Origin of the sequence: Deinococcus seoulensis, from assembly GCF_014648115.1 — a bacterium.
Classification (GTDB): domain Bacteria; phylum Deinococcota; class Deinococci; order Deinococcales; family Deinococcaceae; genus Deinococcus; species Deinococcus seoulensis.
The window spans coordinates 1-19,209 of record NZ_BMQM01000032.1 but is presented as its reverse complement, the minus strand read 5'-3'; the positions used below and the strand labels follow the sequence as shown (position 1 = coordinate 19,209).

Annotated in this window: 16 protein-coding genes; 7 read left to right on the top strand and 9 right to left on the bottom strand. The window is 69.6% G+C overall.

The genetic code is table 11. The features are described from left to right. Positions 1–103: 103 nt before the first annotated feature. Both IEY70_RS17240 and IEY70_RS17235 read right to left on the bottom strand, forming a co-directional pair. Positions 104–559, bottom strand: coding sequence for a hypothetical protein (locus tag IEY70_RS17240; protein WP_189066274.1), 456 nt, complete (start codon positions 557–559; stop codon positions 104–106). Positions 560–618: 59 nt separating this feature from the next. Continuing rightward, positions 619–2,742 (bottom strand): ABC-F family ATP-binding cassette domain-containing protein, encoded by a 2,124-nt coding sequence (locus IEY70_RS17235; RefSeq protein ID WP_229778024.1) that lies wholly within the window; start codon positions 2,740–2,742, stop codon positions 619–621. 130 nt (positions 2,743–2,872) lie between these two features. Here IEY70_RS17235 and IEY70_RS17230 point away from each other — a divergent pair, with 130 nt between their 5' ends. From IEY70_RS17230 to IEY70_RS17220, 3 genes are read left to right on the top strand one after another with little or no spacing between them, the layout of a single operon-like run. Next, the gene (locus IEY70_RS17230; RefSeq protein ID WP_189066272.1) at positions 2,873–3,256 is read left to right on the top strand and encodes a hypothetical protein; all 384 of its coding nucleotides are present in this window, start codon (positions 2,873–2,875) and stop codon (positions 3,254–3,256) included. Positions 3,257–3,313: 57 nt separating this feature from the next. Next, the gene (gene trhO, locus IEY70_RS17225; RefSeq protein ID WP_229778023.1) at positions 3,314–4,261 is read left to right on the top strand and encodes an oxygen-dependent tRNA uridine(34) hydroxylase TrhO; all 948 of its coding nucleotides are present in this window, start codon (positions 3,314–3,316) and stop codon (positions 4,259–4,261) included. 19 nt (positions 4,262–4,280) lie between these two features. Beyond that, entirely contained in the window at positions 4,281–4,883 is a 603-nt protein-coding gene (locus tag IEY70_RS17220; RefSeq protein WP_189066289.1) for a DUF305 domain-containing protein, read from the top strand. Between the two features lie 13 nt (positions 4,884–4,896). On the opposite strand, the gene IEY70_RS17215 is transcribed toward IEY70_RS17220, so the two are convergent. The 3 genes from IEY70_RS17215 to IEY70_RS17205 form a co-directional block, all read right to left on the bottom strand. After that, the gene (locus IEY70_RS17215) at positions 4,897–5,940 is read right to left on the bottom strand and encodes a hypothetical protein (RefSeq protein ID WP_189066270.1); all 1,044 of its coding nucleotides are present in this window, start codon (positions 5,938–5,940) and stop codon (positions 4,897–4,899) included. Positions 5,941–6,535: 595 nt separating this feature from the next. Then, a complete protein-coding gene (locus tag IEY70_RS17210) occupies positions 6,536–9,679 on the bottom strand; it encodes a DEAD/DEAH box helicase (protein ID WP_189066269.1) in 3,144 nt (1,047 codons plus the stop codon). 63 nt (positions 9,680–9,742) lie between these two features. Next, positions 9,743–10,114, bottom strand: coding sequence for an MliC family protein (locus IEY70_RS17205; RefSeq protein WP_189066268.1), 372 nt, complete (start codon positions 10,112–10,114; stop codon positions 9,743–9,745). Between the two features lie 72 nt (positions 10,115–10,186). Here IEY70_RS17205 and IEY70_RS17200 point away from each other — a divergent pair, with 72 nt between their 5' ends. Both IEY70_RS17200 and IEY70_RS17195 read left to right on the top strand, forming a co-directional pair. Then, complete coding sequence (locus tag IEY70_RS17200) at positions 10,187–10,843, top strand: DUF1345 domain-containing protein (protein ID WP_189066267.1); 657 nt, start codon at positions 10,187–10,189, stop codon at positions 10,841–10,843. 20 nt (positions 10,844–10,863) lie between these two features. Continuing rightward, a complete protein-coding gene (locus IEY70_RS17195; RefSeq protein WP_189066266.1) occupies positions 10,864–11,403 on the top strand; it encodes a hypothetical protein in 540 nt (179 codons plus the stop codon). Between the two features lie 133 nt (positions 11,404–11,536). Here the strand turns inward: IEY70_RS17195 and IEY70_RS17190 are convergent, their stop codons facing one another. From IEY70_RS17190 to IEY70_RS17180, 3 genes are all read right to left on the bottom strand, one after another. Next, complete coding sequence (locus tag IEY70_RS17190) at positions 11,537–12,331, bottom strand: FAD binding domain-containing protein (protein ID WP_189066265.1); 795 nt, start codon at positions 12,329–12,331, stop codon at positions 11,537–11,539. Between the two features lie 95 nt (positions 12,332–12,426). Then, the gene (locus IEY70_RS17185; RefSeq protein WP_189066264.1) at positions 12,427–14,814 is read right to left on the bottom strand and encodes a xanthine dehydrogenase family protein molybdopterin-binding subunit; all 2,388 of its coding nucleotides are present in this window, start codon (positions 14,812–14,814) and stop codon (positions 12,427–12,429) included. 147 nt (positions 14,815–14,961) lie between these two features. Continuing rightward, on the bottom strand, positions 14,962–15,447 hold the full coding sequence (locus IEY70_RS17180) for a (2Fe-2S)-binding protein (protein ID WP_189066263.1): 486 nt from the start codon (positions 15,445–15,447) through the stop codon (positions 14,962–14,964). A 386-nt stretch (positions 15,448–15,833) separates the two neighbouring features. Here IEY70_RS17180 and IEY70_RS17175 point away from each other — a divergent pair, with 386 nt between their 5' ends. Both IEY70_RS17175 and IEY70_RS17170 read left to right on the top strand, forming a co-directional pair. Further along, entirely contained in the window at positions 15,834–17,048 is a 1,215-nt protein-coding gene (locus IEY70_RS17175) for a sigma-54-dependent transcriptional regulator family protein (protein WP_189066262.1), read from the top strand. Positions 17,049–17,326: 278 nt separating this feature from the next. Then, positions 17,327–18,466 carry an NAD(P)/FAD-dependent oxidoreductase gene (locus IEY70_RS17170; protein WP_189066261.1) on the top strand — a complete coding sequence of 380 codons (1,140 nt, stop codon included), beginning with the start codon at positions 17,327–17,329 and terminating at the stop codon, positions 18,464–18,466. A 47-nt stretch (positions 18,467–18,513) separates the two neighbouring features. Here IEY70_RS17170 and IEY70_RS17165 read toward each other — a convergent pair whose 3' ends face one another. Next, entirely contained in the window at positions 18,514–18,939 is a 426-nt protein-coding gene (locus IEY70_RS17165) for a hypothetical protein (protein ID WP_229778022.1), read from the bottom strand. Positions 18,940–19,209 lie beyond the last annotated feature (270 nt).

Genomic DNA, 19,209 nt, shown 5'->3' with positions numbered 1-19,209 from the left:
GGAACTTCACCGGATTGTCAGCTCCACGCCCGGAACCCGTTTTTCTCCCACTCGCTCCGCTCGGATTGAACGGGCTTTGCAGCCCATTCAATCGGAGTCAGCATCAGCGGCTGGTCGTGATGTTCGCGCGGGGTTCCAGGGCGTAGAAGGCCACGATGGCGACCAGCGTACCCACCCAGCCGGGCGCGCTGCCCAGTTCCAGGTCGAAGGGGCGGCCCAGGATGGTGCTGCCCAGCTGCCCGGTCAGGCGTTCGCCGGTCTGCTGCGCCACGACGTTCCAGCCGATGATGGGTTCGCCCATGAAGCCCGTGACGCGGTCCACGCCGCGCAGCGTGAGTTTCTGCGCGCCGACATTCCCCTTGAGTTCGCCGTCCTGAAGTTCGATCTTCACGGGGTCCGCGCCGACGCTGCCCTGCACGCCACGTTCGGTGATTTCGAGGTTGATGTCCTTGCCGTGCAGTTTTCCGCCTGCGCGGCCCTTGATGGTGTCGCCGTCGATGACGCAGCGGATGTCGTAACCGTCCGCTGCACCAAGGCGGCCCTTGATGAGGTCTTCCATGCGCGGAAGTATAGCGGGGTCCGGCATGAGGCGTGCCCGGACCGCCCGGACTGGCCCGGTCAGGTGGGGCGGATCAGGCCCAGCCGCTCGAAGTAAGCGCGGCGCGTGAGGACAGGGCCACCGTCGCCCAGGGTCACGCGGCCCACGTTCCAGCGTTCGAACAGGATTCGCAGGGTGCCGCCCAGCAGAGCCGCGCCGAACCACGCGGGCGGCGAGCCGTTCCAGCGCAGGGTGTAGCCGTCCCAGGCGAGGTGTGGGCAGGTGGGGTCCTGCGCGGCCCAGAACATGCCGCCCCCCTCGCCCGGCGCGTCCCCGAGGCGCTGGGCGCGCACGGTCAGGGGCGGCTCGCGGACCTGGGTGTCGTACTGCGCTTCGTGCCACACCTGGGCGTACAGGGCGTACAGCGACTGTTGCAGGTCGTGCGCCTGGGCGCGCACGCGGGCTTCCTCGCGGCCGGTCAGGGTGCCGGGCGGGCGGTCCAGTTCGGCGCGCAGGCTGCCCAGCCGCGCTTCCAGCGGCGCGAGGCGTTGCCGGGGCGTGGGCGCGGGCGGTGGCGGCGGCGGGTCGCCCTGCAACGTGGCGGCCGGGTCGCGGTACTCGCGGCTGCCCCAGCCGCTCACCTCGCGCAGCGCAGCGTCCTCGATCACCCACAACCTCGTGGCGACCTCCCGCGCGAAGCGGCGGTCGTGCGTGACGATCACGACCGCGCCCGCGTACGCCTGCACCGCGCCCTCCAGGGCCAGCAGGGCCTCCACGTCCAGGTGGTTGGTGGGTTCGTCCAGCAGCAGCAGGTCGGCGCGCAGCCCGCTGACGAGCGCCAGTCCGGCACGGGCGCGTTCCCCGCCGGACAGTACCTCGGGCGTCTTGGGCCAGTCGGCGGCGCCGAAGCCCGCGCGGCCCAGCAGCGTGGTCGCCTGCCGCCCGAACCGCCGCTCGAACTGCGCGTGCAGGCCCTCGCCGGGCGTCAGGCCGTGCCAGGTCTGGTCGAGGCTGGCGACCGTCACGCCGCCCGCCACGCGCAGCAGCGGCTCGGGCAGCGGCAGGCCCGTGTCCGGGTCGCGGCCCGGCGGGTCCGGGTGCAGTTCGCCGGACAGCAGGCGCATCAGGGTGGTCTTGCCGGTGCCGTTGGCGCCCATCAGGGCCACGCGGTCGCCCTGCCGCAGCCGGAACGCCGCGCCCTGCAACACGGGCCGCCCGGCGTACCCCTTGCTCAGGTGCTCGCCCCACGCGACCAGCGGCGCTTTTGCCGTGCCGGCCAGCAGGCGCATGCGGATCTGCCGTTCCGGCAGGGGCGCCTCGGGCACCGCGACCCGCTCGGCGCGGCTCTTCAGGGCGCGCGAGCGGCGGCCCCAGCGGTCCAGGGTGTCCACGCTGCCCGCCAGCCGCCCGGCCTCCCGTTCGCCCAGCCGGGCCGCGCGGGACTGCGTGCGCCGCTCCAGGTCCCGCTGCGCCCGCGCGCGCGAGTACCCGCCCGCGTACGGGGTCGCCTCGCCCGCGTCCAGCCACACGCTGCGGGTCGCCACGCCGTCCAGGAAGTCGCGGTCATGACTGGTCAGCAGCACCCCGCCCCGGAAATCCCGCAGCCAGCCCTCCAGCCACTCGCGCATGCGGATGTCCAGGTGGTTGGTGGGTTCGTCCAGCACCAGCAGGTCCGGCTCCCTGGCCAGGGCCAGGGCCAGCGCCAGCCGGGTGCGTTCCCCGCCGGACAGCGTGGCCGCCTCGCGCCCCAGGAAGCGCGTGAGGTCCAGCATGCCCAGCACCCGCGCCGCCCGCGCCGGCCAGCGGAAGGCGTCCAGGTCGTCCAGGCGGGCGTGCAGCGCCGTCCAGCGGTCCAGGGTGTCCGGGTCGCCCAGGTCCGCCTCCAGCGCCAGCAGGTCGGCCTCCAGCTCCCGGTACGGGTGCGCGGCGTCCAGCAGGGCGCGCACGCTCAGGCCCGGCGGGTGCGCGTGATGCTGCGCCAGCACCGCCACCCGCAGCCCCTCCTGCCGCCAGACCTCCCCGTCGTCCGGGGTGCGCTCGCCGGTCAGGACGCGCAGCAGCGTCGTCTTGCCCGCCCCGTTGCGGCCCAGCAACGCCACGCGCTCACCGGCCGTCACGCTCAGGTCCACGCCGCTCAGCACGGCCCGCTCGCCGTACACGACACTCAGGCCGGACGCGGTGATCAGGGTGGAAGGCACAGACACGCCCGCAAGGCTAGCAGAGGCCAGCGCCCCGCGACTCCGCCAGAACGCGCATTCCCACACGCGACCACACCCGCATGACGGCCGGTCACATGCAGCAACGCCGGACCCTGGCGCCCCGTAAGCTACCCCCATGACCGACAGTCTCATGGAGAGCCTGAACGACACCCCCACCGAAACGCCCGCGCAGGCCGCCGCCATCCGCGCCGGGTGGACGATCACCACCGTGATCCTGGGGGTCGTGCTGCTGACCTCCCTGATCGGCATGCTGCTCGGCGGGAGCGGCGCAGGCCAGATCCGGTTCCTGCTGGAAGCGGCGCTGTGCTGGAACGTGTACCGGGGACGCGGCTGGGCGCGCGCCCTGCTGGTGCTGATGCTGCTCGGCACGGGCGCACTGCTGCTGAGCGCCGGGAACCCGTTCAGCACCGTCCTGGGCGTCGTGCCGCTGCTGGGCGCCGCCGCGCTGTGCTTCGTTCCACAGGTGAACGCCTACTTCCGCTACGCCTCGAAGATGTGACGGGAACCGTGAGGCGCGGCCCCCAGGCACGCAGATCCCCTCGGTATCATGCGGGGGATGTCTGCGCCCCACCCTGCCCCTTCCCTGCCCGACGTTCCCTCCGACCCGGTCGCCGCGCCCGCCTTCGTGGTGGCGGCGCTGTACCAGTTCCGGGCGGTGGCCGACCCGGCGGGCCTGCGCGAACGGCTGCTGCCGCTGGGCGCCGCGCACGGCCTGTGCGGCACGCTGATCGTGGCGTCCGAGGGGATCAACGGCACGGTCGCCGGGAGCCGCGCGGGCATCGACGCGCTGCGCGGGGCGCTGCTGACAGAGGGCTTCACCGGCCTGGAGTACAAGGAATCGGAGGCCAGCGGGCAGCCGTTCCGGCGCTTCAAGGTGCGTGTGAAAGCCGAGATCGTGACGATGGGCGTACCGGTCGAACCGACCCGCGAGGCCGGGCAGTACGTGGCCCCGCACGACTGGAACGCCCTGATCAGCGCGCCGGACGTGGTCGTGATCGACACCCGCAACCGCTACGAGGTGAAGGCCGGGACGTTCCGGGGCGCGCTGGACCCGCAGATCGATTCGTTCCGGGAGTTCCCGGCATGGCTGGACGCGCACGCCGCCGAGCTACAGGGCAAGCGCGTGGCGATGTTCTGCACGGGCGGCATCCGCTGCGAGAAGAGCACCAGCCTGCTGCGCCAGCGCGGGTACGCGGACGTGTTCCACCTTCAGGGCGGCATCCTGCAATACCTGGAGGACGTGCCCGAGCAGGACAGCCGCTGGGACGGCGAGTGCTTCGTGTTCGACGGCCGCGTGACCGTCGGGCACGGCCTGCGCGAGGGCGGGGCCGTGATGTGCCACTCGTGCGGGTGGCCGCTGGACGCGCAGGAACGCGCGGACGCGCTGTTCGAGGAGGGCGTCAGCTGCCGCCACTGCCACGCGCAGACCACCCCGGAGCAGAAGGCGGCGTTCCGGGCGCGGCAACGGCACTTCGACCGGCAGGCGACCACCACCGCCCCGTGAAGGCAGCCGCGTGAGGCGCATGGCGGCGGGCGTGCTGGCGGCGCTGCTGCTGGGCGGCGGGGCGCTGTTGGCCCTCACGCCCCGGCAGACCCCGCCCACCCCGCAGAGCGCCGAGGTGACCTTCGTGCGCGGCATGATCCCCCACCACGCCCAGGCGATTACGATGGCGCAGGCCCTGCGGCGGCGTTCCGGGGACCGCACGCTGCGCTCGCTGGCACTGGACATCGAACTGGGGCAGCAGGAGCAGATCCGGCAGATGCAGGGCTGGCTGCACCTGTGGAACCTGCCGCCCGTGGACCCCGCCGCGCCCCTGCCCGCCGCGCACGCCCGGACGATGGGCATGGCCTCCCCCGCCGAACTGAATGCCCTGAACACCCGGCCCGTCCCGGAAGCCGAAACGCTGTTCCTGCAACTCATGATCCGCCACCACCAGGGAGCGCTGGTCATGGCGCGGCCCGCGCTGGAGACTGGCGTGCTTCCGCAGGTGGGCCTGCTGGCGCGGCAGATCACAGGCACGCAACGCGGCGAGATCACCACCCTGAGCGCCCTGCTGCGGCGGCGCGCTCAGGTCCCACTGCCGGGGCTGCCTCCTGCCACACCAGCGCCCACGCACCACCACTGACGGCCAGCCCCGCCTACTCCTCCAGCGCCTGCGGGGGCAGCGGCGCGGGGAACACCAGGGCACTCAGGGCCACGCCGCCCAGGCCAGTCATGACCGCCACGCCCAGCCACAACTCCAGGCTCAGGTTACTCAGGCCCAGACGCACGGCGCCACCCAGGAACGGCACCCACACGCACAACGGCAACAGGAACGCAAACGCCCGAAGCTGCCACACCCGCGCCGCACCGGGACGCAGCAGGGCGTGCAACGCGTCCGCCAGCAGGCCACTGAACGCCGCCAGCAACGGCACGCGCCACTCACCCGGCGCGAGCATGAAACTCATGCCCAGGTTCGTCACGAAATACATGACCGTCACCGCCCCGAACGGCAACGCAAACCGGCGCAGGATCAGCAGGACCGGCGCCGTCATGATCAGCGCCGTCAGCAGGACCGCGCTCAGCTCGCCGCGCGTCTGCACCCACCCCAGCCCCTGCGGCACAGTCAGCAACCCCCACATGTACATGTGCATGAACGCCGTCGCCGCCAGCAGCGACGCACCGGACAGCGCCGCCACCCACCGCACGCCGCCCGCCGCCATGCGCGCCGCCGGGGACCGCCACGCCGCATTCAGGGGCGACGCCACGATCAGGGCCGCGCCCGCGAACAGCAGCAGATGCGTGGGCGACAGCAACGCCTCGATCCCCACCTCGATCCCAAAAACCGTGTGCCACACCATGTCCCCAACGCCGCCCAGCCCGAACACCGGCACACCCAGCGCCGCCAGATGGTACCCCTCCGGGAACGCCGCCAGACCGCGCCGCCCCTGCCGCCACCCGACCGAAGCCAGCCGCAGGCACCAACCCGCCACCGCCAGGAATCCGCTGTAGAACAACGCATGCCACGGCGTGAAGAACGTCTCCAGCGACTCCCCGAACTGATTGTGCGCCCACCCGTCCACGAAAATCCCGCCCAGCAACCACCAGCCCAGCGCGATGGTCAGCAGGTTCTGCCGGGTCGAGGTGCGGTACGCGGCGCCGGACAGCCCGGCCTGCGGCAGCAGGGGCGAAACGGTTGTCATGCCACCAGTGTACCGGGGGTCATCACCGTTCCACGAACAGGCAGGCGGGGGTTCCAGCTTCTCCCCGGCGGTGGAGTTTCCGGGTGCTTCCCCACCCCCCAGCCCCCTACCCCAGGGGGGCAGGGGGAGCAACGTTGCACTGGGCAGGTATTTCGTGGGCTTACATGGCGGGTGATCGGCGGGGACGGCCACGCCTCACACGCCATCCTCCGCCCCCGCTGCGTTCGCCCCGCGCGCTGCGCGCACGACGGGCCGCGTTGCCACAACGGTTGTGTGGCCCCAATTCTTGGTGCGAGCAGCAAGGTTCTACTTTTTGGGCTGTTGCCAGAGCATGATTTTCAGAGTCGATCAGCGGCGTTCAGCAAGGCACCCTGCCAGCCACCGCAGACCACCACCGGCCGTCGTGCGCGCAGCGCGCGGGCCTACGAGGGGGGCGGCAGGATGGCGTCGAAGCCGGACACGTCACCGCCCACTACACCTCCGCCGCGCCAGTAAAAACTCTTGCCCAGTGCAACGCCTGCTCCCCCTGCCCCCCTGGGGTAGGGGGCTGGGGGGTGGGGAGGCCCGCCGCCAGGCGCAAGGATTCCGACTGTCTTTACCCGAAGTACCCGAGAAGGTCGATCAGCGTGCGCGCGTAGTCGTTGGGTTTCAGTCCGCGTTTGTCGAGTTTCACGCTGGGCGGGAACGTGACGACTTCGGTCTTGAAGGGGAAGGCGCGCAGGCCGGGGGCGTCGTAGTCGAGGGTTTTGTAGGCGAAGGTGATCTGGATCTGGGTCATGGTTTCGCCGATGCTCAGGACGCGGCGGGCGGCGGCGGTGAGGCGGAGTTTGGCGAGGTCGATGAAGTTCTGCACTTCGGGGGTGGGTGGGCCGTATTTTTTGCGGAGGTCGCGTTCGACGCGGCTGATGGCCTGGAGGGTGCGGCTTTCGCTGAGGCGGCCGTAGGTGGCGATGCGGGCTTCCTCGTCGCTTTTGCCGTCGGCGGTGAGGAAGTACTCGGGCGACAGGCGGGCGTCGATGGGCAGGTCGATGCTGATGGTGGTGGGGGCTTCGATCTTTTCGCCTTTGAGTTTGGCGACGGCCTCGGCGAGCAGTTCGGTGTACACGTCGATGGAGACGGCCTGGACGTGTCCGTGTTGCTCCTCGCCGAGGATGTTGCCCACGCCGCGGATTTCCATGTCCTTCTCGGCGAGGAGGTGGCCGCTGCCGAGGTCCTGGAGGTCGGCGATGGCCCAGAGGCGGCGCTGGGCGTTCTCGGTCATGCGGGGTGGGTAGAACAGGTAGGCGTAGGCGGTCTGGGCGCGGCGGCCCACGCGGCCACGCAGCTGGTAGAGCTGGGCGAGGCCGAGGCGGTCGCTGCGTTCGATCAGGATGGTGTTCGCTTCGGGGATGTCCAGGCCGGTCTCGACGATGGTGGTGGCGAGCAGCACGTCGAAGGCGCCCTGTTCGAAGCCGAGCATGATTTCTTCGAGTTCTTCCTCGTTCATGCGGCCGTGGGCGACGCCGATGCGGGCTTCGGGGACGAGGTTACGCAGGTAGAGGCTGCGGGCGCCGATGCTGGCGATGCGGTCGTGGATGTAGAAGACCTTGCCGCCGCGTTCGATCTCGGTGAGGATCGCGTCGCGGACGGTGATGGGGTCGAACGGTGCGAGGACCGTCTGGATGGGTTTGCGGCCCTTGGGTGGGGTCTGGATGGAGCTCATGTCGCGCAGGCCGACCATGCTCATGTAGAGGGTGCGGGGGATGGGTGTGGCGGACAGGGCGAGGGTGTCGACAGCGCGGGCGTCCTCGGGAATGTCGATCTTGCCGTCCTTGGGGGTGGGCGGCAGGCCCCGCAGCGCGCGGAGTTTTTCTTTCTGGCCGACGCCGAAACGGTGTTCCTCGTCGACGATGATCAGGCCCAGGTCGCGGAACTGCACGTCGCCGCTGAGGAGGCGGTGCGTGCCGATCAGGATGTCCACCTTGCCCTGGGCGGCGTCGGCGAGGATGCTCCGGGCCTGCTGGGGGGTGGTGAAGCGGGAGAGGCCCTCGACGCGCACGGGGAGGCCCTTGAAGCGTTCGACGAAGGTGCTGGTGTGCTGTTCGGCCAGGAGGGTGGTGGGGACGAGCACGGCGACCTGTTTGCCGTGTCCGACGACGCGGTGCGCGGCGCGCAGGGCGACCTCGGTCTTCCCGAAGCCCACGTCGCCGGAGATGAGGCGGTCGGCGGGGTTGGCTTTCTCCAGGTCGCGCATGGTTTCTTTCAGTGCGGTCTTCTGGTCGGCCGTCAGTTCGAATTTGAAGTTCGCCTCGACCTGACTGTCCCATTCGGGCTGCGCGGGGAAGGCGTTGCCGGGCGTGACCTGCCGCGCGGCGTACTGCACGAGCAGTTTCGCGGCGACGGCCTCGGCGTTCTTGCGGGCCTTCTCCTTGGCTTTCGCCCAGTCCTTCTTGTCGAAGGAACTCAGGGAGGGTGGGTCGTCGGTGGTGCCTGGGTGGCGGCGCAGGACCGGGAGTTGCTCGATGGGCACGCTCAGGCGCGCGCCGCCGCGGTACGTGAGGTTCAGGTAGTCGCGGGTGACGCCCAGCACCTTGCGGGTCTCCAGGCCCTCGAACTGCCCGATGCCGTGCTCGGGGTGGATCAGGTAATCCCCGACGTGCAGGCCCAGCGCGTCCGTGACGGGCTTGCCGTTCAGGCGTTTGCCGCGCAGGGCGCTGCCACCCTGGAAGCCGTAGATGAGGTCCTCGGTCAGGATGACGGTCCGGTGTTCGGGGATGACGAAGCCGCCCTCTCCTGCCGCGCGCAGGAAGCCCAGGCCCCCCTCGGGCACGCGTGGGATCTTCAGCCACGGGATCTCGTGCGTGTTCAGCAGCTTGTCAGCGAGGTACGCAGCGGTGCGGTCGTGCCGCACGAGGATCATCACGCGGTAGTCCGCCTCGCGCCATTCGTTGACGTCGCGTTCCAGGTCGCTCAGGCGCGCGCGGTAGAACGGCAGCGGAGTCAGGCCGGTGTCCAGGTCCGGCAGGTCCAGCGGGGTGCGGCCGAAGCTGGTCACCTCACGCCCGGCCAGTTTCGGCCAGAAGGTGTCGATCAGCACGCCCAGCGCGGACGCGTAGAACTCCGGCGAGTCCAGGAACACCCGCCCCGGCAGCAGTTCCAGGCGGGTGGCGTCCCACTTCACCTCCGTCAGGTACTCGGCGGTGGGTTCCAGCGTGAAGCTCTGCGCCTTCTCGCCGGTCAGTGCGCCCGGTTTCAGGAAGCGCAGGGTGTCCAGTTCGTCCCCGAAGAACTCCGCGCGGACCCACAGGCCCTCCTCGGCCTCGGCAGGCAGGCCCGACCCGGCAGACAGACGGAGTTCCAGCGTGTCGCCCTGAATCTCGAAACCGGGTTCTTCCCCGCGCTCGTAGCCCAGGCGTTCCAGGCGCGACAGCAACTCCTCACGCGGGTAGTTCGAGCCGACCCGCAGCGTCAGGGCGTGGTCCTCCGGGCGGGACGGGAACAGGTCCAGCGCCGTGTTCACGTCCAGCACCACGTGCTCGTGCCGGGCGTCCCAGTCGCGCAGACCGGGGTTCACGCTGACCGGCGCACCCAGCACCCCGGCCGTGGCGTAACTGCCCAGGCGGTCCGGGGTGGTCAGCAGCACGGCCGGGCCGGGGAACGCCGCGAACAGCGCCGCGCGCGCCACCTGCGGGAGCAGCAGCAGGTTTCCGGGCGGGGCGGCGGGCAGCAACTTGGAAAGATTGGGCGCGGCAACAGTCACCTGAAGAGTTTACGCGCCCCCCGCTCTGGGAACAGAGAGCGAAAAGACTTAGCGAAGGGTCGCTCAGCGGCCCGGGGTCTTGCAGCCGGTCAGGAGGGTCTTCGTGGTGGTGGTGCTGTTCCCGGTGAAGGTGCTGAGTTCCGCCGCGCCCTGGTGTTCCCACCACTGCAACCCGCCGCGCGCTCCGGCGGGACCGCTGAGGCTGGCGTAACGGGCACCGCTGGCGCTGATCGCCTGCGCCAGTCCGTGCCGCTGGCCGTTCCAGTCGAGCATGGCGAACATGGGGTCCTGGCCGAACTGCACGTAGTACACGCTCAGTTTCTTGCCTGCGTCGCAGGTGTAGTGGAACACGCGGTAGGTCACCTGTACGGGGGGCGTGGCGGCGTGGGCGGCGCCCAGGGTCAGGGCGGCGAGGGCCAGGGTCAGTCGCTTCATCCTTCCACCGTAGCCAGCTTCCGTGAACGCTTCACGAGCGTGCGATGACAATGCCCGGCGTATGCTCCGCGCATGTCTTCCTCGTCCCGACGGTCCCGTCACGCGGCCCGCCGCCTGCTGTTCGGTCTGGCCGCCGGTCTGCTGGTCGGTCTTGCCACGCCGTCCGCGTGGCCGCCCGAGGCGCGCGTGCTGCTGGGCTGGGTGACGTTCACGCTGACGGTCATGGCGCAGTTGTGGCCCCTGCTGATGACGGCCGGGCCGGGCCGGACGCGGGAACTGGCGACGCGGGAGGATGACAGCCGGGCCGTGGCGGGCACACTGACGACCTCGGCGGCGCTGGTGAGCCTGATCGGGGTGATGTTCCTGCTGTCCGACGCGCACGACGCCAGGGGCACGCGCGAGGTGCTGCTGACGCTGCTGGCGGTGGGGACGGTGGTGGGCAGCTGGCTGCTGGTGCAGACGGAGTACACCCTGCATTACGCGCGGCTGTACTACCGCGACGGACGCGGCGTGCTGTTCCCGCACGGGAACGATCATCTGGAGGAACCCACGTACTGGGATTTCGCGTACCTGAGCGTGACGATCGGCATGACGTATCAGGTGAGCGACACGAACCTGAACACCCGCGCCATGCGCCGCCTGCTGCTGGGGCACGCGCTGCTGTCGTTCGTGTTCGGGACGGTGATCATCGCCGTGACAATCAACGGCGTGGCGGGCCTGATCCAGTAGCCGGGGCGTACAGTCTGGGCATGTTGCCTCTGCTGCTGTCCGGTCTGCTGGTCGCCGCGCCCGTGTCTGTCAGCCGGACGCCTGCCCTGCTGGAGGGTGCCCGTCCGGCGTCCTCCCGCCCGGTGGAGGGCGGTGGGGTGCTGGTGTCCCTGGACAGTGAACTGGACGTGCTCGTGTCCGGGGAGGGCGGTCGGGTGACGCGGGTCGTGCTGGCGTTCGATTCGCGCGGCGCCTCGTATCCCGGTGATCTTCCGGCGCTGGGTAGCCGCCTGGGCCGACTGGCGCGCGAGTACGCCACGCGCTGCTTCGGATTGCCCGCCGGGGACCGGAAGGTGCTGGGGGAGCGCATCTGGCAGGCGTCGAAGAACCCGGATACGGACTTCCCGGCGTTCTGGTCGTACGGCCCGCTTGACGTGCAGGTGAATGCCGTGGTCGAGGGTGGGTACTCCCGCACGCTGGGGGATTCCGGGGTGGTGGATGTCCCGCCGGAGGTGAGCGTGCGCGTGACGCTGGAACGGGCAGCGGCACCCGGCTGGGTGCCTGGGTGCCGCTGGAAGTAAGTACACTGCGTTTATCTTTTAGATAAACCGCGCGGAGCGCGTAGCAGAGGAAGTACGTTGAAGCGGGAATGGAGAGATTCCAGCGCTTTCCCGGAATCTCGCAATGTTAGCTTCGACGTACTTAGTTGGAGGCTCAGCCGAGGCGTTCGAGGGCGCGGGCGGCGAGCACGTCCACGAGGTGCGCGCGGTACTCGGCGCTGGCGAAGCGGTCGCCGAGCAGGTCGCCCGCCTCGACGAGGCCGGTGGGGGCCGGGTTGCCATCCTTCACGGCTTCTTCCAGTTTCGTGAGGCGGTGGGCGCGTTCGGCGGCGCCGGTGTACGCGGCGCGGACCTCGCCGCTGGCGTGGCGGGCGACGGCCAGACCGACGATGGCGTAGTGGCTGGCGGGGTGCCGGAACTTCTCGTAGGCGCTGGCCTGGATGGTGGCGGGAATGCGGATGTGCGTCAGGAGTTCGCCTGGCTGCACGGCACTTTCGAACATTCCGACGAACATGTCGTCGGCGTGGACGGTGCGTTCGCCGTCGGGGCCACGGATGACGAATTCCACGCCCAGGGCCAGCGCCGCGGCGGGGTAGTCGGCGCTGGGGTCAGCGTGCGCCAGACTGCCGCCGATGGTGCCGCGGTTGCGGACCATGGGGTCACCGACCCACCCGGCCACCTCGGGGAACAGCGGGAGGTCGCTGCGCAGCACCTCGGCGTGGGTGGTCATGGCGCCCACCACGAACCAGTCGCCGTCGCGCTTGATGCCTTTCATTTCCTGAATGCCCCAGATGTCCAGCAGGGCGGGCGGCTGCGCCAGCCGGAGCTTCATGGCGGGCAGCAGGCTGTGCCCCCCGGCGATGAGTTTCAGGTCGGGGTTCGCGGCGAGCGCGGCGATGGCCTGATCGACACTGTCGGCTTTCTGGTACTCGAAGTTGGCTGGATACATGAATCCCTCCGGGATGGGGTTGATGGTTGAAAGGTGACAGTTGATAGAGAAGGTTGGCGGTTTCTATCAACCATCAACCTTCGCCTGTCAACGCCTTAGTCGTCGGCGGCCTGCGGCTGGTTGCGGGCGTCCCTGATGGCCTTCCAGACTTTCTCGGCGGTGTAGGGCATGTCGAGGTGCGCAATGCCACACTCGTGCCACAGGGCGTCCATGACGGCGTTGGCGACGGCGGCGGTGCTGGCGATGGTGCCGGCCTCGCCGATACCCTTGACGCCCAGGGGGTTGTGGGGGCTGGGGGTGACGGTATGCCCGAGCTGGAAGGTGGGCACGTCGTCGGCGCGGGGCATGGCGTACTCCATGTACGTGCCGGCCAGCAGGTTGCCGTCCTCGTCGTACGCGGCGTCTTCCAGCAGCGCCTGCCCCATGCCCTGGGTGATGCCGCCGTGCACCTGTCCCTCGGCGATCAGGGGGTTGATCAGGGGGCCGCAGTCGTCGATGCAGCCGTAGTTGCGGAGTTTCACGTGGCCGGTGTCGGTGTCGATCTCGACGACGGCGATGTGCGTGCCGAAGGGGTACACGAAGTTCTTGGGGTCGTAGAAGGCGGTCGCTTCCAGGCCGGGTTCGAGGTCCTCGGGGTAGTTGTGCGCCAGGTGGGCCATCAGGGAGATGTCGAAGAAGGTCTTGCTCTTCTCGGGCGCGCCCTTGATGCGGAACACGCCGCCCTCGTGCTCGATGTCGTCCACGCTGGCTTCCAGAAGGTGCGCGGCGATCTTCTTCATCTTGGTGGTGATCTTCTGCAGGGCGACTTTCAGGGCGCTGCCGCCCACCGCCGCGCTGCGGCTGCCGTAGGTGCCCCAGCCGTAGGGCATGCGGCCGGTGTCGCCGTGGATCAGGTCGATGTCCTCGATGGGAATCTGGAGTTCGTCGGCGGCGATCTGCGGGAACGCGGTTTCGTGGCCCTGGCCGTGGCTGTGGCTGCCGGTGTACAGTTCGACCTTCCCGGTGGGGTGCACGCGCACGAGGCTCGATTCCCACTGTCCGGCCTGCGCGCCGAGCTGCCCGACGAGGGCGCTGGGGGCCAGTCCGCAGGCTTCGAGGAACGAGATCAGGCCGACGCCCAGGATCTTGTTGCTGCCTTTCATGCGCTGCTGTTCCTCGCGCAGGGCCGGGTAGTTCATCATGGTCATGGCCTTGTCGAGGGCCGGTTCGTAGTTGCCGCTGTCGTACACGAGGGCCACGGGCGTCTGGTACGGGAACTCGTCGGCCTGGATGAAGTTCTGGCGGCGCAGTTCGGCGGGGTCCATGTTCAGTTCGTGCGCGGCGACGTCCACGATCCGCTCGACGAGGTACGTGGCCTCGGGGCGGCCGGCGCCGCGGTAGGCGTCGACGGGCACGGTGTTCGTCATGACGCCCGTGACCTTCGCGTGAATGGCGGGGATCTTGTACACGCCGTTCAGCAGCGTGGCGTACAGGTACGTGGGCACGGCGGGCGCGAACAGCGTCTGGTACGCACCGAGGTTCGCCAGGGTGTTCACGCGGAAGCCCAGGATCTTGCCCTCGTTGCTCAGGGCCAGTTCGGCCTCGGTTTCGTGGTCGCGGCCCTGCGCGTCACTGACGAAAGCCTCGGAGCGGCGCGCGGTCCACTTGACGGCGCGGCCCAGCAGCCGCGCAGCGAGCAACACGATGACTTCCTCCTGGTACTGGAAGATCTTGGTGCCGAAGCCGCCGCCCACGTCGGGGGAAATCACGCGCAGTTTGTGTTCGGGGATGCTCATCACGAACGCCGCGAGGATCAGGCGGTGAATGTGGGGGTTCTGGCTGGTGGTGTACAGCAGGTACTCGCCGCTGGCGGGCGTGAACTGCGCGAGGCTGCTGCGCGGCTCGATGGGGTTGGCGATCAGGCGGTGGTTCTTGAGTTTCACGCTGACCCGGCGGGGCGCGGCCTTGAAGGCCTCGTTGGTGGCGGCCTCGTCTCCGATCTCGAAGTTGAAGGCCACGTTGCCGGGAACGTCGTCGTGCACCAGGGGCGCGCCCTCTTTCAGGGCGGCGCTGGCGGTCGAGACGGCAGGCAGCGCGTCGTAATCGACTTCCAGGGCGGCGGCGGCGTCCTCGGCCTGCGCGCGCGTCTCGGCGATCACGACGGCCACGATGTCGCCCACGTGGTTGGCTTCATGCAGGGCAATGGCGGGGTGCGCGGGGGTTTTCAGGTCCGGCAGCAGCCACCCGACCGGGATGCTGCCCAGCCCGGCGTCCGCGACGTCCTGCCCGGTCAGCACGTGCACCACGCCGGGCAGGCCCGTCACGGAGTCCCTGTTGATGCCGCTGATCTTCGCGTGCGCGTAGGGGCTGCGGACCATCGCGGCGTGCAGCATGCCGGGAATGACGATGTCGTCGGTGTAGTTGCCGGTGCCCGTGATGAAGCGCGGGTCTTCCTTGCGCTTGAGTGCCTGTCCGAAGTACTTCTCGGTTCTGGTATCGCTCATGGGGTGATGCCTCCCTGGGAGTGGGCTGTGGGCTCTGAGCTGTGGCCTGTGAGCTGTGGCCTGTGAGCTATGGGCTGTGAGCTATGGGCTGTGAGGAAGCGGCGCGTGGGCTCAGAGCTCATGGCTCAGAGCTCGTGGCCCCCGGATTCAGTCGTCGGCGGCCTGGCTGGCGCCCTGCATGGCGCTCGCGGCGTGCTGCACGGCCCGGACGATGTTGTGGTACCCGGTGCAGCGGCAGTAGTTGCCCTCAAGGTGGTGGCGGATCTGGTCCTCGGTGGGGTTGGGGGTGTGCTTGAGCAATTCGGCGGAACTCATGATCATGCCGGGCGTGCAGAACCCGCATTGCAGGCCGTGTTCTTCCCAGAAGCCGGTCTGGAGGGGGTGCAGGTCGGCGACGGTGCCGATGCCCTCGATGGTGGTGACGTCCATGCCGTCGGCCTGGACGGCCAGCAGGGTGCAGCTTTTCACGGCGTCGCCGTTGACGTGCACGGTGCACGCGCCGCACTGGCTGGTGTCGCAGCCGACGTGCGTGCCGGTCAGCAGCAGTTCCTCGCGCAGAAAGTGCACGAGGAGCGTTCTGGGTTCCACGTCGCGGGTGTAGGACTTGCCGTTCACGTTCACGGTGACGTTCATGGGTGCCTCCCTCTGGGACTGTCGGGTCCGGTCGAGTTGATGCGTGGGGTGTTCATGCGGGTGCGGCGGTGTCCGTGGCGTGCCGGGGCGAACGCCGGGAACAGCGGAATGCAGGCACGGGGAACGGGCGCCGGAACTGAGTTGTATGACCGGTCTTATTGAAACACAAAAAAGGTTGGAAAAGGGTGCCGGGCCCGGCAGGAGCGGCAGGCCCGGTGGGGGCGGCGCGTGGTAGCGTGGTGGGGTCAAGGTGGTGGGGTCAAGCAAGAGTGGGTCACCGGGTGCGGCGCGGGCCGCAGGGGCCGGGTGACGGGATTCTGTGCCCGGAAGGGTTCCGGACGTGGAGGCGCGGCGGTCGGGGCGCGCCGGGAGGGTGTCGGGGCGGCATGAACGAGCGACTCGTACTGGAAAGGCAGCGGCGCGTCACGGCCTGGAACCGCTTCGTGGCGCGCGGCGGGGTCGGCGGCGCGCCCGGCGTGGGCCGCGCCGGGGCAGGTGACGTGCCTGCGGGCGTGCTGGCCTCCTGGAACCGGTCGGCGCTGACGGTCCCGCCGGACCGGGTGACGGCGCCCGTGTCCGACCAGGGTCCGGCGTGGACGGGGTCGCCGCTGGAGTTCGCCACGCGGTCCCTGCGGCCCGAACTGGGCACCCTGGCGCGCGAAGGGGACCTGATGGTGGCGCTGGCCGACACGCGCGGGCAACTGCTCTGGACGGCCGGAAGTCCGCGCATGCAGCGGCTGGGCCGGGCGCTGAACTTCGTGCCCGGCGGTCACTGGGACGAGGGCAGCGTGGGCACCAACGCGCTGGCGCTGGCGCTGCGGGAACGGCAGGCGGTGCGGGTGTTCGCCGCCGAGCATTACGTGCAGGCCGTGCATGACTGGGTGTGTTACTGCGCGCCGCTGCGGGACGCGCGCGGGGCGCTGCTGGGCGTCCTGAACCTGAGTACCGTGTGGGATCAGAGCACGCCGCTGGGACTGGCGAGCGCGCAGCATTACGCGCAGCGGATCGAGGCGCAGCTGGCCGGGCCGGACGTTCCGGCGGGCGTGCAGGTGCGGCTGTGCGGCGTGCCGGGCGTGCAACTGGGGGGCCGCCGCCTGCACCTGACGCCCCGGCAGCTGGAGTTGCTGACCGTGCTGGCCCTGCACCCGGACGGCCTGACGCTGGACGCCCTGCACGCGCACATGTACGGGGACGCGCCGATCAGTTCCAGCACCCTGAAGTCCGAGGTCAGCACGCTGCGGGGGCTGCTGGGCGGGCAGATCGCGTCGCGGCCGTACCGGCTGAGCGTGGCGGTGGACCTGGACCTGCTGCGCGTGGAGCGGCTGCTGCTGTCGGGGGACGTGAACGGCGCGCTGGACCTGTTCGACGGGCCGCCGCTGCCGGTCAGCGAGTCGCCGCTGCTGTCGTACTGGCGTTCGTACCTGGACGGGGCGCTGCGGCGGGCGGTGTGCGGCGCGCGGGACCCGGCGCTGCTGTGGCGGTACGCGGCGCGCTTCGATGACCTGGAGGTGCTGGCGTTGCTGGAGTCGCTGCTGGGACCGCAGGACCCCCGGCGGGAGGTGGTACGGGCGCGGCACGCGGCGCTGCTGCGCGAACTGTAGCGGACGGGGCTGGGCGTGGGCAGATGGGCGCGGCGGGCACTCTTTCGGATAGAATGCCGCTCAGTCGAGACGATGGTTCGGCAGGCCCTGCCGGGCGCGCGGGCAGCGCGGCGCGGACGTTACCCCTTCACGTGATGAAGAGGGTACGGGTCATGACTGTCTGATTTGGTGTAGGATGTACACTGTTGCCGATTCGGAAGCGAGTGATTCCGACGGTGTTTGCGGGGGAGTTGGCTGACCGCCCACTGAACTCGTGAATTCGTTCACAGGAGATTGACATGAAGACCCTCATCCTCGGTGCTGGTTACTCCGGCCTTGCTGTCGCCACGAAAATGAAACCCGCGCCCGGACTCGAAGCCCTGATGGTCGAGCAGAACGCCTACCACACCTTCGAAACCCGCCTCCACGAGGCCGCCGCGCACAACACCCGCGTCACCCTGCCCCTGGCACCCCTGCTGCGCGGCACCGGCGTGAACCTCGAACAGGCCCAGGTCGAAGGCGTGAACCTCGACGACCGTGAGGTCACCCTGAAAGACGGCCGCGTCCTCACGTACGACACCCTGGTCGTCGGCCTGGGCAGCGTCACGAACTTCTACCGCATTCCCGGCCTGGCCGAGAACGCCGCCGAACTCAAGCAACTCAGCGACGCCGACGAGATCTTCAACTTCGTCAACCGCGCCTACACCACCGAGTACCAGGGCAACCGCGACATCGTCGTCGGCGGCGCCGGCCTGACCGGCGTGGAACTCGTCACGGAACTCGCCCAGCGCGCCCAGCTGCTCAGCAAGGAACGCGGCCTGCCCCCCTTCAACATCTACCTCGTCGAGGCCGGCCCCAAGATCCTCCCCATCCTCGACGACGGCCTGCGCGGCAAAGCCCAGAAAACCCTCGAAGAGTACGGCATCCACATCCTCGTCGGGCACCGCCTGATGCAGGCCACCGCCGACAGCGTCACCGTGCAGACCGCCGAAGGCGAACAGAAAGTCATCGGCGCCGGCAAGATCATCTGGACCGGCGGCATCCAGGCCCGCGACATCGTCAAGGGCGAGAAACTGGAAAAAGGCCCCGGCGGCCGCATCGCCGTGGACGACAGACTGCGCGCCAAGGGCTACCCCGACGTGTTCATCATCGGCGACATGGGCCTCGCCCTGAACCAGGAAGGCAAACCCGTGCCCACCACCGCCCAGCACGCCGGACAGCAGGGCCGCCTGACCGGCAAGAACATCATGCGCATGGTCAAGGGCGAGGAACTCGAAGCCTACGAACCCACCACCCTGGGCGAATTCGTCAGCCTGGGCGGCCTAATGGCCGTCGGCTGGATGAAACTCCCCTGGAACCAGAAGCTCGCCATCACCGGCGGCATCGCCCACGTCATGAAACGCGCCAGTGAATGGCGCTGGCGCGTCAGCATCGACTGAGCAGCACCCGCCCCCTGCCCCCGAACCCGCGTGGTTTCGGGGGTTTTTCATGGTGCCTCCAGCCAGGGAAACCCCCACGGATCGGCAGCGCAACGTGCGTCGACTGTGGCGGCGTCGTGCAGTCGCACCGGCAGGGGAAAGTCGGCCGGCGTGACCGGCACTGCCAGCAGTGGCCGGACAGGCTGCGGGCTGATCAGGTGCGGTTCGCGCACCCGTCCCAGACCCGGCCAGTCATAGTCCGGCATCCGCTCGAAGCCGTCTGGTGGCAGGACGTACACGAAGCCGGTCGAGAGCAGTTCCTGCCCACCAGTCACGGTCAGGTCCGGGTGTGGGGCCAGAGACAGGAAGTACCGTGTCTCGCTCCAACTGCCTGCCTGCTGCACCTGCAGGGCAGCGTTCACCATGCGCTTCACCCGACTGCGCTCCCGCAGGGCGTACATCAAGGCCCACAGCGCGTCGGAAGTGGCGAACACGCCCGTACGTTTGCTGAAGTCGTCGGCGCTCAGGTCATGAGGCGTGCGCGGCTCGAAGACGGTCAGTCCGGCCTGCGGGGAGCCGTGGAACAGGACGCCCTGCTCCTGAAGCCAGCGCAGGAACAGCCAGCGGGGCGTCTCGGGCGGCAGGAGGGCCGGGTCGCGGGCGTCCCACGCGGCCTGGAATGCGGTGGTGGCAAATTCGGAAGGCTCTTCCTGGATTCCAGGGAGCTGAGGGTGCTCTGATAAACTATCAGCATGCTGAGCTTA

Coding starts and splice junctions, on each gene's coding strand:
- IEY70_RS17240 (WP_189066274.1), bottom strand. CDS start 559: ATGGAAGACCTCATCAAGGGCCGCCTTGGTGCAGCGGACGGTTACGAC.
- IEY70_RS17215 (WP_189066270.1), bottom strand. CDS start 5,940: ATGACAACCGTTTCGCCCCTGCTGCCGCAGGCCGGGCTGTCCGGCGCC.
- IEY70_RS17190 (WP_189066265.1), bottom strand. CDS start 12,331: ATGTATCCAGCCAACTTCGAGTACCAGAAAGCCGACAGTGTCGATCAG.
- IEY70_RS17175 (WP_189066262.1), top strand. CDS start 15,834: ATGAACGAGCGACTCGTACTGGAAAGGCAGCGGCGCGTCACGGCCTGG.
- IEY70_RS17180 (WP_189066263.1), bottom strand. CDS start 15,447: ATGAACGTCACCGTGAACGTGAACGGCAAGTCCTACACCCGCGACGTG.
- IEY70_RS17185 (WP_189066264.1), bottom strand. CDS start 14,814: ATGAGCGATACCAGAACCGAGAAGTACTTCGGACAGGCACTCAAGCGC.
- IEY70_RS17205 (WP_189066268.1), bottom strand. CDS start 10,114: ATGAAGCGACTGACCCTGGCCCTCGCCGCCCTGACCCTGGGCGCCGCC.
- IEY70_RS17195 (WP_189066266.1), top strand. CDS start 10,864: ATGTTGCCTCTGCTGCTGTCCGGTCTGCTGGTCGCCGCGCCCGTGTCT.
- IEY70_RS17170 (WP_189066261.1), top strand. CDS start 17,327: ATGAAGACCCTCATCCTCGGTGCTGGTTACTCCGGCCTTGCTGTCGCC.
- trhO (WP_229778023.1), top strand. CDS start 3,314: ATGTCTGCGCCCCACCCTGCCCCTTCCCTGCCCGACGTTCCCTCCGAC.
- IEY70_RS17220 (WP_189066289.1), top strand. CDS start 4,281: ATGGCGGCGGGCGTGCTGGCGGCGCTGCTGCTGGGCGGCGGGGCGCTG.
- IEY70_RS17230 (WP_189066272.1), top strand. CDS start 2,873: ATGACCGACAGTCTCATGGAGAGCCTGAACGACACCCCCACCGAAACG.
- IEY70_RS17200 (WP_189066267.1), top strand. CDS start 10,187: ATGTCTTCCTCGTCCCGACGGTCCCGTCACGCGGCCCGCCGCCTGCTG.